The organism is Frankia torreyi, assembly GCF_000948395.1.
GTDB lineage: Bacteria > Actinomycetota > Actinomycetes > Frankiales > Frankiaceae > Frankia > Frankia torreyi.
Genome location: NZ_JYFN01000069.1, coordinates 19,637 through 32,289, shown reverse-complemented (window position 1 = coordinate 32,289; position 12,653 = coordinate 19,637). Strand labels below are relative to the sequence as shown.

Here is a 12,653-nt window from a genome sequence, read left to right as displayed (position 1 = left end):
GCTCTCCCACGTTCCGCATGGAAGCCGCAGACCGGGCTCGTGCCGCCATTCACACCGGGCACCGCCTGACCAGTAGACGGGTATCCGTCAGGCTCGTCCCAGGACACGCTCTACACCCTGGTTTCGATGCCAGCTGCTACTTTCGATGCTTCAACAGCGGAGAGCTGAGCTCACCTTCCCGGTCCCCAGCTGACGCATCTCGTGCGCCTTTTCCTCAACGCTCACCACGACAGTCTTCAGCTAACGCAGCTTGAGGTGCTTTGGAATCTCCCCCCGCAGGGCGACTCCGGAGGGCCACAAAACCTCCATCTTCCATGCAGTTACACGCCTTCGCGGAAACAGCCGGCCTACCTCAGGCTGCCATCCCCCTCAACGTTCGTGGTACACAGAGCGCCGATACTTTTCCCTGGACATCGATCACGAAGCGGGCCTTCGCCAGCTCCTGTTCCAATCGGTCCTTCTCCGCCCGTAGCTTCTCCAGCTCCCGGTCCCGGTCGTCGACCGCCGGCCGGCCCTTCGGCTTCGACAGCCCCGCCAACGCCCTCGCATCCCGGGCCTTACGCCATTCCACGATATGCGCCGAATACAGCTTCTCCCGACGCAGGATCGCACCCTTCGCCCCCGGCGACGTCGCCGCCTCATACTCGCCCAGGATCCGCAGCTTGTACGCCGGCGAGAACGACCGCCGCCGCGCCTTCGGCTCGACCTCCGGATCCGGCCGGCGGCCCTCGCCCTCGCGATCTCCCACCCGGACATCATCGACCAGGCCCCGCCCGGTCGTCACCGACATCACCACGATCTTCTTCTCCCTACCCCGCCCTAGTCATAAGATGATAGACATCCCCTGTCTCAACCCATCTTGGCAGGTAGGGCCGGCCGAGCAGAAGCTCTACCGCACTGCCGAGGATCGTGAGGCGGCGAGCCGGATCTGGGCCGAAGGCGAGAAGCTGGCCAAGGTCGCCTTCCCGGCAGTCCCCGCGGTGCGCTGAGATGGACCGCAACCAACTCGCCGGCTTCCTGCGCACCCGCCGGGAAGCGCTGCAGCCCGAGGACGTGGGGCTGCCCCGGGGGCAGCGCCGGCGCACCGGCGGGCTGCGCCGCGAGGAGGTCGCGGCACTGTGCGGCATGTCGACCGACTACTACAGCCGCATTGAGCAGCAGCGCGGCCCGCGCCCCTCGGAGCCGATGCTGGCCGCCATCGCCCGCGGCCTGCACCTGCACCTGTCCCTGGACGAGCGCGACCACCTGTTCCGCCTCGCGGGACACCCCGCGCCCGGCCGCGACCTGCGCGCGCACCACGTCGACACCGGCCTGATGCACGTGCTCGACCGGCTGCAGGACACCCCGGCCCAGGTCGTCACCAGCCTCGGCGAGACCCTGCTGCAGACCCCGCCGGCCGTGGCACTGCTGGGTGACGAGACCGCCTACACCGGCCTGGAACGCAGCATGATCTACCGTTGGTTCACCCGGCCCGAGACCCGCCTGATCTATCCGGACGAGGACCATGCCCTGCACAGCCGGGCCTTCACCGCCGACCTTCGCTCCCTGGTCGCCCGTAAGGGCCCCGAGAGTCGCGGTGCGGCCATGTCCCGCACGCTGCTCGACGTCAGCCGCGAGTTCGCCGAACTGTGGAGCGAGCACGAGATCACCGGCTCGCGCGGCCACCACAAGCGCATCCGCAACGCCGAACTGGGCCTGCTGGACGTCTACTGCCAGATGCTCCTCGACCTCGACCAGGAGCAGGCCTTGCTGATCTTCACCGCCACGCCCGGCAGTGAGAGCCACGACAAGCTCCAACTGCTGTCGGTGATAGGCGCGCAGAACCTCCCCTCGGCCCCCTGATCTCCCCTCGGCCCCCTGGCCTCCCCGAGACCCGGACGTGCCACCCCGCATGCCCGTCACTTCGACGCTCACGCGAAACATGCGGACGGAGAAAACCGCGCAGTACCGCTCAACCGAAAGACGCAAGGAGCCCCATGAGCATCCCGCCCCCCGCCGCCATGCCGGAGATCCTCCTGGCCCGCACCGTGGTGCGCAGCGACGACAGCACCAACATCGTGCTCTCCGGTGCCGCAGAACCGCAGATCAAGACCGGCACCGTCCGGGTCGTCACGCACACCGACGTCGCCTACGCGACCCGCAAGGGCCCCGACGGCCAGGACTTGCAGCTGCGCCTGGACCTGCTGGTGCCGCAGACGCCCGGAGCCAAGCCGCTGGGGTCTACCTGCCGGGCGGCACCATCGTCCCGGGCGGTCCGATCGTTCCGGAAGCCGATCGTTCCGGAAGCCGATCGTTCCGGAAGCCGATCGGGGCGACGCGATCCGGTCGACCTACCTGGCGGTCGGGGTGCGCAGCGCGGTGAGCGTCTCCGCGTACAGCGTCTCCTTGATCTGGGCGCGGACCGGTCGGGCCTTGGCCGCGAGCGGTCGCGCGCGCTCCACGGCCGCGGCGAGGAGCTGATCGGCCTGCGCCACCGCGTCGACGATGCCCGCCGCGAGCGCCTGCCCGCCGCCATAACGCCGACCGGTCGTCATCGCCTCGTGCGCGGTCGCCGGGGTCAGGCGGGCCCGGATCAGGGCCGACATCCCCGACTGGAAGGGCAGGTCGAGGTCCACCTCGGGCAGGCAGAAGAAACCCCGGTCCAGGCGCATCACCCGCAGGTCGTGGGCCAGTGCCCACATCGCCCCGGCGGCGAAGGTGTGCCCGTTCAGGGCCGCGACGGTGACCACCGGGGAGGCCAGCGTGCGGGCGAACAGCGCGTGGACCCGGTCGAGGTAGGCCGCGGACCGGTCGGCGTTGCTCAGCAACCAGTCGAGGTCGAGACCGGTGGACCAGAACTTGCCGCCGCCCACCGTCACCAGCGCCCGGGGGCCCGCCGCGGCGTCGACCTCGTCGAGCGCTGCCTCCACCGCGGCCAGCCGGTCGGGGTGGAACCGGTTCTCGTCATCGGGATCGAGGTGCAGGACGAAGACCTCGCCGTCCCGTTCCAGCTTCGGCATCCGCTGATCCTAGTCCGCGTGTCTTCTTGTCCGGGTCACGTCCGGATCATGCCTCGGGCCCCCGGCCTGACCAGGACCGGCGGGCACGGTGGGACGGGGCGCGGCGGGGAAGGCACGAAATTATCGCATCCTCTTTGTTGCGGCGCAAGTTTGACTACGCAGTCAAAACAGAGGATCAACAAGATGGATTGTTGGCGCAACTGGCGGCGGGAAATGGTCCACGGAAGTGGGCGCCTTGTATTCTTCCGGGTATGGAGACGGGTGGGGTGGAGTCCTACATCCGGCAGAGGTTTGCCGAGTATGTGGGTCTCCCGGAAGAGCAGCTTTTTGCCGACGATGTGACGCTGGCCACCGTGATTGGCCGCAGTGCGAAGATGACTAACAGTATCGACCTGATGGAGACGTTTGCCCGGACGTCCAACGCGCTGCGCAAGGAGCACGGTGTGCGGGTGCGGCTACCAACGTTGCCTCTCGATACACCGATGCCCAGGGTACTGACCATCTTCCTCGAGGAATTCGACCGGCAGAAGAGGGCGGCGGCCTGATGACCGTCGAGGCAGATCACGGCACCGTCCTGGTGACCCGGCGACCGGCCGGGCCCGACGCGCCCCCCGCGATCATCACCGACCTCTTCGGCGCGCTGACGCGGCACGGCCTGTCCCTGGTCGACGTGACGTGGGAGCAGCAGCGGCTGCACGAGTCCCGGCGGTGGAGTGTCCTGGACATGCTGGCCGCCGTCGACCTGGACCGCCTGACGCCGCTGGACCGGACCCTCGTCTGGAACGCCGGCCGCGCCGAGCTGACCACCAAGCCGGGGGCGGACCGGTTGGAGCGCCAGGCGGACGCCGAATGCCGGCGCTGGCAGGACAGCAATCCGACAGTCTCCGCGATCATGCAGGCGTGTGGCACCTGGAGTCGCTACTGGAATGAGGAGGAGGCGCACCACGAGACGGCTTTCAACCGCCTGGCGCAGCTCACCGGAATGGCTCCGATTCCGGACGAGACCTTCATCGAGTTCCGCCAGGTATTTCCCGATGATGATATGCTCCGTACACTGATGCTGCTCGCGATCTCCGAGATCACGGCTGCGGTGAACTACGGCCAGTGCCAGCAGGTCATCGACGACCCTGGGCTGCGTCGCCTCTTCAAACAGGTCGCCGCCGACGAGATCCAGCACCGCAACTACTTCGTGTCGTTCGCGAAAGCGCTGGTGGACAGCGGCGAATACCAGGCCAAGGATGCGTTCGCGGTGGCGCACCTGTTCCTCCGGGAGGACGGGGAGATCCTGGGCAGCTCCCGGGATCAGGTGGAGGACCGCGGCACCCACGTGAACTGGGGGGATCGTCTTGAGCGCAAGGCCGGCGAGGATGACTTCCGGCCCGAGGCAGTCGAGAAGAAGCAGCAGCTCGTCTTCGGCGCCCTGAAGAAGATAACCGGGATCGAGGTGCATTCCCGGGAAGAGCTCGAGGACACGTGGATGGATCTCGTCGGCGGCTGATCGGCCCGCGACGGGAAGCGGCGCCTTTCCTTGACTCTTCGACACGATCGATCGGGTGGTCCGACGTGTTCTTCAGCGAATCGCGGCTCATGCTGCCGGTGCGCCCCAACGACCTCGACGCGCTCGGGCACGTCAACAATGCGGTCGCGCTCGAATACCTCGAGGCCGGGCGGTGGGACTGGCTCGACCGCCAGGGGCTGGTGCCGGGTGACCGCCTGATCGCGGTGGTCGCCCGCATCGAGATCGATTACCGGGCGGAGATCCCGCGCGGTCGGGTCGAGATACGCACCGTCCTCGAGTCACCGGCAGCGGGGGAGTCGGAGGACGCGGGGGATGCGGGGGAGTTCGACGAGGACGGCGTCACGTTCCGGGCCCGGTTCCGTCAGCGCGTTCACCTTCCGGAGCTGGAACGTCTCGCGGTGGACGCCCTGGTCACCGTGGCCTTTCTGGACGCCACGCAACGCCGCCTGGTCTCGCTGCAGGACTTCCTCAAGGCCTCCCGCCCGGCCTGAGCCCGCGAACTCGCCCCGCGGCCCGGCCCGCCGTTCCAGTCCGGCCCGGCAGGGCGGCCGGGCGTCATCGGACAGACGACTATCAGGAAGGAGGGGACAGTGCTCGAACACATCCAACGCAACCAGGAAAGCCCGCCCGAGCGGGGGCTGCACCTGTACCAGAAGTTCAGCGACCCGTCCGCATTCGTGGCCTATCGGGATTTCCCGGAGCGGGTCGCCGCCTACGCCGATTTCTTCCGCGGCCAGGGAATCAGGCCGGGGACGCGGGTGCTGTTCCCGTTCGAGACCTCCACCGCGGTGATCTTCTCGTTCCTGGGTCTACTGGAGATCGGCGCGGTACCGCTGTCGGTCAAACCGTTCCTCATGAACACGCCGCGCGATGCTTACCAGGACTTCCTGGGAAGGGTCGCGCGGGACTTCGGGGCGGGAAGCGTTCTGGGGGTACCGGGCCTGGCCGCGGTCGAGGTGTCCCTGCCCGTCCTGGCGCTCCCACCGGCCGGGATCCGCGATCCGGGCGCCCGGCTGCGAACCCCCGGAGACGACGAACTGGCGTTCGTGCAGTTCTCGTCCGGATCGACGTCGTTTCCCAAGGGAGTCCCGGTCCGTCACGACAGCCTCCGTGCGAACCTGGCCATGATCACCCGCACGGACGCCCGCCGGCCCGAGGAACGGGTCAGCAGCTGGTTGCCGCTTTACCATGACATGGGCCTGGTCGGCGGCCTGCTGTCGTGTCTGGCGGTGGGCTGCGACCTGCTCCTCGCTGAGCCGGTGACGTTCCTGTACGACGCCCCCGGCTGGTGGGAGCACATGGCCCGGGAACGGGTCGATGGAACGGTGATCCCGAACTTCGCGATCGACTATTCACTCCGGCTGATGCGGGACCTCGAACCCGAGGACATCGCCGCGATCGACCTGTCCCAGATGCGGTCGATCTATCTCGGCAGCGAACCCGTCAACATCCCGAACCTCCTCGCGTTCGTGGACCTCATGGCCGCGGCGGGCCTGGGCCGCGACGTGTTCATGCCGTGCTACGGCATGGCCGAGACCGTGCTGCTGGTGTCGAGCCGTCCGCCGGGCAGCGACATCCGGGTGGTGCCGTCGCCGGCGGGGGTGCCGGCGATCTCGGTGGGCCGGCCGATGTCGGAGTTCACCGTGCGCCTGCGCGACTCGGACGGGCGGGTCTGCGGGGAGAACGAGTTGGGCGAGATCGAGCTGGCCGGCGGCAGCCTGGCATCGTCCTACCTCGACAATCCGCTCCCGCTCGGCGGGAACGACGGCTTCTACGCCACCGGCGACATCGGATTCGTCGATGGCGGCGAACTGTTCATCACCGGCCGTATCAGCGATCGGATCAAGGTCAACGGTCAGAGCTTCTTCGCCGCCGACTTCGAACAGGCGGTGGAACAGCTGCCGTTCGTGCGCGAGGGCCGCACGGCGGTCGTGCAGAGCGACGGGAACATCGTCGTCCTGACCGAGGTGGACCGCGCGGGCCGCCAGGACGTCGAGGGCAGCCGGGCGCGGATCGTCGAGCACCTGGTCCGGGCGATCGGGGTGACGGTGCGGGATGGCGACGTGCACTTCCTGCGTCCCGGGCAGCTCCCCCGGACCAGCAGCGGCAAGCTGCAACGGCGCGCGATCGCGCGCGCGTACGAGCAGGGCGAGCTCCGGGGGCTGCCGGCGGGTCCCGTGCCGCGCCCCGCCGACGACCCTGCGGGGTGCCAGAACTCGGCCACCGGCGTTGGCCCGGGGTTTTAGGCGGCTCGTTCGTATTCGTTTGTGGTGGGTCGCGTACTCGGTCGTGGGGGACGCCGGACGTAGCGAGCACGAAGACGCCCAGATGGATCTCGAGGATGCGTGTCGGGCTGAACGTGACCTTCGCGTACGTGAACTGTTGGTTCCACAGGTTCCCGGGGGAGCGTCGGAACACGACGGCTCGAGGCCGGCTGTGACCGTCGTTGGTGAGCAGGACGGTCCCCCGCGTCCCGGGGGCGGCCTGGGCACCTCCCCCGTGCGCGCCATAGCCGTTGTCGGCTGACAGCGAGAACCGCGTCGAGCGTGGCCTACCGGGTCGTGGAGCTGTCGTCTCCCTGGGCATCGCCTGGTCGTGTCCCTGGGCGTGCCGTACGCGGCCGGGCGCGTCGGTCCCGTGACGTGATCGGGACGTGAGGATGCAAGGAGTGCGCCATGGGCCAGGCCGGGCGGCGGCGGCGCGGGCGTGGCCGGGGATTCCGGTCCGACCACGCCCGCGCCAGGCGTCACCGGCTGAGCCCGCGCAGTGCGGCGAGGACCTCCTCGGGGCCGATACGCCAGCGGTAGTCGGCCGAGATCGACCTGAACCGGATCACCGTGTCGGTGTCGACCACGAAGGTGGCAGCGGCGGGCAGCTCGTGGCTGTCGTCCCCGTTGGCCTCGGCCAGGTCGATGCCGAGCGTCTTCTGCGCGGCGGTTGAGCCGTCGGCCTGGCGAAACACCAGCCCGTAGGTGCGAGCGACCGTGTTGTGGGGATCGCTGAGGACGGTGAAGCCGAGGCCTTCCTTCTCGGCGAACGACAGCGAGTTGTCGGGTGTCTGGGGGGACACGGCGACCAGGGTGGCGCCGGCCGCCTCGATCTCGCCGAGTGCTGCCTGGAACGCGCGCAGCTGCAGGTTGCAGTACGGGCACCAGGCGCCCCGGTAGAACACCAGCACCACGGGGCCCGCAGCCAGCAGGTCGGTGAGCGCGCGGCTCGCGCCGTGGATGTCTGGTAGGGCGAAGTCCGGCGCCGAGGTCCCGACGGCCGGAGCGGCGGAACCAATGCCGTCGGCGGCCATGGCCGATGCGTCGTTGTCGAAGGGGGCCAGCGCCTCGGCGCCGTACGCATCGTGAAGCTGGGACCGTAGGGCGATTGTGGCGTCGGTCAGGGACGTGGAAGTGGTCTGAGGTGTGGCCATGCCTTCACGCTAGAGAGCCATCGCGAGTTTATCCATACGAGAAAAGCTCAATTACTTAGCCGATCGGCTCATCCGGAAGGCGAACCCGATAGTATCGGACAGTGGATACCCCGGCCGACCCGCTCGCCGACGTGCTGCAGCTCGCCCGTGTCTCCGGTGCCGTGCTCGCCCAGCTCGTCGCGCACGAGCCGTGGGGCGTCGAGGTCGACCCGCAGCCGGGCGCGACCTTCCATGCGGTGCTGGCCGGATCGTGCTGGCTGCGCACGGTGGGTGCCACCCCGCGCAGACTCATGCCGGGTGACGTCGTCCTGCTGCCGACCAACCTCAGCCATGTCCTGTCCAGTGACCCGACGACCGCGGCGATGCCGCTGACCCAGGCGGCGAAGATCGGTCTGCGCGCCGACGAGGGGGTGGTCGAGCTGCCTGGCGACGGCGCGGTCACCCGAGTCCTGTGCGCGTCGTACGACTACGACCACGAGGTCGCCCAGCCACTGATGTCGCTGCTGCCGCGCGTGCTGCACCTCGCCGCCGGTGACCCGGGCGACGACGGCGCGGTGGCCACCGCCCTGGCGTTGCTGCGCTACGAGCTCAACGGTGTGCCTCCCGGCTCGCGTGCGGTCGTGGCCCGGCTGGTCGACGTGCTGCTCGTCCACGTCGTCCGGGCCTGGCTGCGCGCCCGGCCGGCGGGTGAGGGCTCGTGGCTGCGTGCACTGCATGACCCCGTCACCGCGCGGGCACTCTCCCTGCTCCATGAGGTGCCGCAGCGAGCCTGGACCGTCAAGGACCTGGCGGCCGAGGTGCATGTGTCCCGGGCCACGCTGACCCGCCGTTTCACCGAACTCGTCGGCGAGCCGCCGCTGACCTATCTGACCCGGTGGCGGATGGACATCGCCGCGCAGCGGCTACGCGAGACCGACGATCCCGTCGCCGCCATCGGGGCCGCGGTCGGCTATGCCAGCGAGCACGCCTTCTCCCGCGCGTTCAGCCGCGCAAGGGGGGCGCCACCACGGCGCTACCGGATCTGCGCACGAGCCGCCGCTGCCGCGAGCGGTTCGTAGCAGCGCACCGCCAGCCCGGGTCGGGTAAGAAGACGCCGGCGTGCCGGGCTTTGGCTTGTCCGACCCGGTCGGACTGGAACGGATGCGGGCTGGGTGACCTGGACGCCGCCAGGGAGCGCCGAAATGCGCTGGGAATCGGCGGCCCGAGGTGGCCGTGCGCTGTCAGGCAACTGGCTCGGAGGCGCTGCGGCGGGTGCGGAAGGACGCGCTTTTGGCGCGGTTCCCGCACACGGCCATGTCGCACCAGCGCCGCGAGGTGTTGCGGGAACTGTCGATGAAGACCCATCGGCAGTCCGTGCCCCGGCACGCCTTGAGCCGGGGCCAGCCGGGTCGCGCCGTAGCACGCAGAAGCGCCGTGACGGTGGCGGCACAGACATCGCGCACGAGGCCGTCGGGGCCGTCGGCGAGCAGCGACGGGCTACCTCGCAGATCCGGGCGCAGGGTGAGACGGTCGAGTCCAGCCGCGTCGACCCGGACGTCGATGCCGTTGTTACGCAGTGCGAGGCCGCGGACCACGGCGCGCAGCGCGCGAAGCGTCGCCAGGTCCTCAGTGGCATGGGGCCGCACGGCTTCCAGGTCGGTCGGCGCGTGTAGGCCTGCCCACCAGACCCGCATCGCGGGCGGATCGGCGAGTTCGTCGTGCTCGCCGTGCCCGGTGTTCGCCACCGCAACGAGGAGTTCTTCGTCTGAGAGGCCTGGCCAACCCGGCTCCTGCGTCACCTAACCACCGTACGGGATTAACCAGTTGACGGCCCGAATAACCGGTGTAACCGTTACGACGGTTACTCCGCCGACGGGGTGGTGTCAGGACGGGAGGCTTCGGTGGCAACGCACGACGGCACCACGACCGGTATCCGGGCCCGAGTCGGCGAGTTGTCGATCCTCATCTCCGCCGCCGTCGACGGGGTGGGCACCACCGTCTCGGTGGCCGCCTTGCAGGCCGTGCGCCCGGCCGACCTGCTGGCGGTTGAACTCGGCGGCGCCGCGGTGGTGCTGCTCGGCGCGGCGGCGTCGACGGGGCGGCTGCATCGGCGCGGGGCGGGGCGGCAGCTACTGCTCGGTGCGCTGGTGCCCGGCCTGGCGTTCCTGCTGGGCGACCTGGGGTTGGCCCGTACCAGCGCCTCGAACGGCAGCCTGCTGCTGGCGGCCGAACCCCTGCTGTCCGTGCTGCTGGCTGTCGTCGTCCTGCGTGAACGGCTGCCCGGCCGGGGGGTGGTCGCGCTCGCCGTCGGCCTCGCGGGCGGCGCGCTCGTGGCGTTGGAGCCTGGCGTCGACCGGCCGGGCGGGGGCGTGATGGCTGGCAATCTTCTCGTCCTCGGCGCGGTCGTCGCGGCTGCGGTGTTCCTGGNCNCCNCCCGCCGCTACAGCGACGTCGATGACGGCGTCAACGCCAGCGCCTGGCAGACGACCGGCGGCGCGTTGAGCACGGCACCGTTCGCCGCCGTCGCCTGGATCGAGGGAGGCAGCCGGCTCGGCACGGCCGGTGTCACGGCCTGGGCCGCGTGCGCCGCCGTCGCGCTCTGCGGCGTCGTGGCCGGCGTCGCGTTCAACCAAGGCATCGGCCGGGTGCCCGCCGCGCGTGCCGGTCAGCTACTCAATCTGGCACCGGTGGTCGGCACGGTCACGTCCGTCGCCTTCCTCGGGGAGCGCCCGACGGCGCTGCAGTCCGCAGGCGGCGCAGCCATTCTCGTCGGTCTGGCACTGCTCCTGCACAGGGGCTCGGCTCACGCCCAGCAACATCCGCTCGACGACCTGACGGGTCGCACCACCGGCGAACCCCCGGCCATGGCCGAGGTCCACGCCGGTGGGTGTGCACATCACGAGAAGGAGTCCTGATCATGTCAGTGCGCTGTGTCCCGGTGTCGGGGGCCGAGGCGGCGAAACTGGTGCCGATCCTGCACGACGCCGAGGAGGACGACGAACGCATCCGGACCGCGATGCGTGATCCCGCCTGCGAGACCTACGCGGCGCTCGTCGACGAGCAGGCGGTCGGGGCGGCGGTCGTGCGCTGGGGCGAGCCGGAGCCGGCCGAGATCCTGTACCTCGCGGTCGTGGCCAGCTTCGCCGACGAGGGCTCACCGCTGAACAAGGTCGCCGTGGAGGATCTGGCGGAGTGTCTGCCGGTGCGGGAGCGCCGCTGGTACAAGAGCCGCAGGTATTACTTCGACCAGATCCTTTCAGGGGATGGCATACTCTGGCCGGCGACCGGCCGCGTGGGTCAGGCAGAGGAGGCTTTCGGTCGGGTCGGTCCCACGCGTTGACGATCCCCTGGCGGAGGAGACCAGCCCGGACGGCTTCCCCGACCCCGAAGGCCGGCGTTTCGGCCGGCGCGTCGGGCTCGTTGTCCGCCTTCCCCGACAGCAGCCCACCGCCGGCGCCGGCGCGAGCCGTCGAGGAGCCGGTTACGACAGGGGCGCGACGCTCTGCAGGGCCGGCGCGAGCTCACGCCATACGAGGTCCGGCAGCGTGGCGGGACTGGCGGTGAGGACCTGGATGCAGACGTGGTTCGCCCCCGCGTCGAGGTGCTGGCGTACGCGGTCCTGGATCGTCGTGGCATCCGGATAGGCGACGATCGCGTCGACCAGCCGACGGCTCGGGCCACCGATGAGGTCATCGCTGCCGAAGCCCAGCCGCCGAAGGTTCGCCTCATGGTGGGGCGCCGCGGCGACATAGCCGCCGACGTGCGCAGTGGCGATCTGGCGAGCCCGATCGACATCGGAGTCCAGGACGACGGCCTGCTCGACCGCGAGGAACGGCGCAGGACCGAGGATCTCGCGGGCCTGGCGGGTGTGTTCCACGGGTACGAGGTAGGAGTGCGCCCCCGACGTCCGCAGTGCCGCCAACGAGAGCATCTTGGGCCCGAGCGCGGCCAGCACCCGGGGCGCCCCCGGCGGCGACGGGCTGTGGGCGGGGACGGCGTCCATGGCGGCCAGATAGGCGTCCATGGTCGACACTGCCCGGCCCAGCGCCGGCATCGGATAGCCGTCCAGCTTGTGGATGGTGTCGTCCACGCGGTGTCCGCCAAGGCCGAGAAGATAGCGCCCCGGAAACGCCTCGCCCAGCGCGCGGGCCGCGGTCGCCATGGCAACCGGGTCGCGAAACGCGATGTTCGCGACGCCGGAGGCGACGGCGATGCGCCGGGTGGCCGACAGCAGCAGCCACGCCTGGCCCACCGTGTCGCGGCCGAACGCCTCTCCATACCAGATGGCGCCGTAGCCCAGTTCCTCGATCTCCGCGGCGGCTTCCCGCACCCGGGTGGCGGGCTGGCCATCGAAGTCGAACGTCCAGAGGCCGACGTGGCCGAGGTCGTGTTCCAGGTCTGTCGTCACACTCGTTCCCCTTTCTTTGACATACCGTATTTTTCCCAAACGCAAATGTGATTTTCGGGGCTATGTTGAGTAACCCCGTCATGGGTAGGCGTCGGCGGTCGAGCCAATACCGGTCGGCCTGCTACCTGGCTGAACAGTCGAGGAGAACCAGAGCGCGAGTCCGACTGCCGACCTGTCGGCATCCTCGTGTTCGGTTCGGGAGTCCCGTCCACGACGCGCCGCGGACCATGTCCAGGCCACCTGACGGATCCGTCACATCGGCGGACGGCGGCCCAGGCGTGGTGTCGATGTCGATCGCGACACCGGCGGCGGTTCTGGAATCCCCAC

At 69.7% G+C, this 12,653-nt stretch carries 14 protein-coding genes and 1 pseudogene; 10 read left to right on the top strand and 5 right to left on the bottom strand.

What is annotated here, in order from left to right; translation table 11 throughout:
• Nucleotides 1–352: 352 nt before the first annotated feature.
• Entirely contained in the window at nucleotides 353–790 is a 438-nt protein-coding gene (locus FF36_RS27025; RefSeq protein ID WP_063925364.1) for a hypothetical protein, read from the bottom strand.
• Nucleotides 791–830: 40 nt separating this feature from the next.
• Here FF36_RS27025 and FF36_RS36525 point away from each other — a divergent pair, with 40 nt between their 5' ends.
• Both FF36_RS36525 and FF36_RS27020 read left to right on the top strand, forming a co-directional pair.
• Nucleotides 831–989: a hypothetical protein gene (locus FF36_RS36525; RefSeq protein WP_206778484.1), complete on the top strand. Its 159-nt coding sequence runs from the start codon at nucleotides 831–833 to the stop codon at nucleotides 987–989.
• Between the two features lies 1 nt (nucleotide 990).
• Complete coding sequence (locus tag FF36_RS27020) at nucleotides 991–1,842, top strand: helix-turn-helix transcriptional regulator (RefSeq protein ID WP_044888017.1); 852 nt, start codon at nucleotides 991–993, stop codon at nucleotides 1,840–1,842.
• A gap of 488 nt (nucleotides 1,843–2,330) precedes the next feature.
• Here FF36_RS27020 and FF36_RS27015 read toward each other — a convergent pair whose 3' ends face one another.
• Nucleotides 2,331–2,999, bottom strand: a complete 669-nt coding sequence (locus FF36_RS27015) for an enoyl-CoA hydratase-related protein (RefSeq protein WP_044888016.1) — start codon at nucleotides 2,997–2,999, stop codon at nucleotides 2,331–2,333.
• 266 nt (nucleotides 3,000–3,265) lie between these two features.
• On the opposite strand from FF36_RS27015, the gene FF36_RS27010 reads away from it, so the two are divergent.
• The 4 genes from FF36_RS27010 to FF36_RS26995 all read left to right on the top strand — a co-directional run bounded on the left by FF36_RS27010 (nucleotide 3,266) and on the right by FF36_RS26995 (nucleotide 6,764).
• Entirely contained in the window at nucleotides 3,266–3,544 is a 279-nt protein-coding gene (locus FF36_RS27010; RefSeq protein ID WP_199865518.1) for a hypothetical protein, read from the top strand.
• Nucleotides 3,544–4,497: a hypothetical protein gene (locus FF36_RS27005; protein WP_044888014.1), complete on the top strand. Its 954-nt coding sequence runs from the start codon at nucleotides 3,544–3,546 to the stop codon at nucleotides 4,495–4,497. The genes FF36_RS27010 and FF36_RS27005 overlap by 1 nt, the downstream gene beginning before the upstream one ends.
• A 65-nt stretch (nucleotides 4,498–4,562) precedes the next feature.
• Nucleotides 4,563–5,009, top strand: coding sequence for an acyl-CoA thioesterase (locus FF36_RS27000; protein ID WP_044888013.1), 447 nt, complete (start codon nucleotides 4,563–4,565; stop codon nucleotides 5,007–5,009).
• A gap of 99 nt (nucleotides 5,010–5,108) precedes the next feature.
• Complete coding sequence (locus FF36_RS26995; RefSeq protein WP_082122262.1) at nucleotides 5,109–6,764, top strand: AMP-binding protein; 1,656 nt, start codon at nucleotides 5,109–5,111, stop codon at nucleotides 6,762–6,764.
• Between the two features lie 500 nt (nucleotides 6,765–7,264).
• On the opposite strand, the gene FF36_RS26990 is transcribed toward FF36_RS26995, so the two are convergent.
• Nucleotides 7,265–7,939, bottom strand: a complete 675-nt coding sequence (locus FF36_RS26990) for a peroxiredoxin-like family protein (protein WP_044888012.1) — start codon at nucleotides 7,937–7,939, stop codon at nucleotides 7,265–7,267.
• A 101-nt stretch (nucleotides 7,940–8,040) separates the two neighbouring features.
• Here FF36_RS26990 and FF36_RS26985 point away from each other — a divergent pair, with 101 nt between their 5' ends.
• The gene (locus FF36_RS26985) at nucleotides 8,041–8,997 is read left to right on the top strand and encodes an AraC family transcriptional regulator (RefSeq protein WP_044888011.1); all 957 of its coding nucleotides are present in this window, start codon (nucleotides 8,041–8,043) and stop codon (nucleotides 8,995–8,997) included.
• A gap of 162 nt (nucleotides 8,998–9,159) precedes the next feature.
• Here FF36_RS26985 and FF36_RS26980 read toward each other — a convergent pair whose 3' ends face one another.
• Nucleotides 9,160–9,717, bottom strand: coding sequence for a CGNR zinc finger domain-containing protein (locus FF36_RS26980; protein WP_242422916.1), 558 nt, complete (start codon nucleotides 9,715–9,717; stop codon nucleotides 9,160–9,162).
• Nucleotides 9,718–9,795: 78 nt separating this feature from the next.
• On the opposite strand from FF36_RS26980, the pseudogene FF36_RS39220 reads away from it, so the two are divergent.
• From FF36_RS39220 to FF36_RS26970, 3 genes and pseudogenes are all read left to right on the top strand, one after another.
• Nucleotides 9,796–10,345, top strand: a pseudogene (locus FF36_RS39220) (EamA family transporter); the annotation flags it as partial.
• Between the two features lie 6 nt (nucleotides 10,346–10,351).
• Nucleotides 10,352–10,833 (top strand): DMT family transporter (locus FF36_RS39215; RefSeq protein WP_242422914.1); only part of this gene is annotated, 482 nt, incomplete at its 5' end.
• A gap of 2 nt (nucleotides 10,834–10,835) precedes the next feature.
• Nucleotides 10,836–11,258 (top strand): hypothetical protein, encoded by a 423-nt coding sequence (locus tag FF36_RS26970; RefSeq protein ID WP_044888008.1) that lies wholly within the window; start codon nucleotides 10,836–10,838, stop codon nucleotides 11,256–11,258.
• Between the two features lie 141 nt (nucleotides 11,259–11,399).
• Here the strand turns inward: FF36_RS26970 and FF36_RS26965 are convergent, their stop codons facing one another.
• Nucleotides 11,400–12,326: a TIGR03620 family F420-dependent LLM class oxidoreductase gene (locus tag FF36_RS26965; protein ID WP_044888007.1), complete on the bottom strand. Its 927-nt coding sequence runs from the start codon at nucleotides 12,324–12,326 to the stop codon at nucleotides 11,400–11,402.
• Nucleotides 12,327–12,653: the final 327 nt, after the last annotated feature.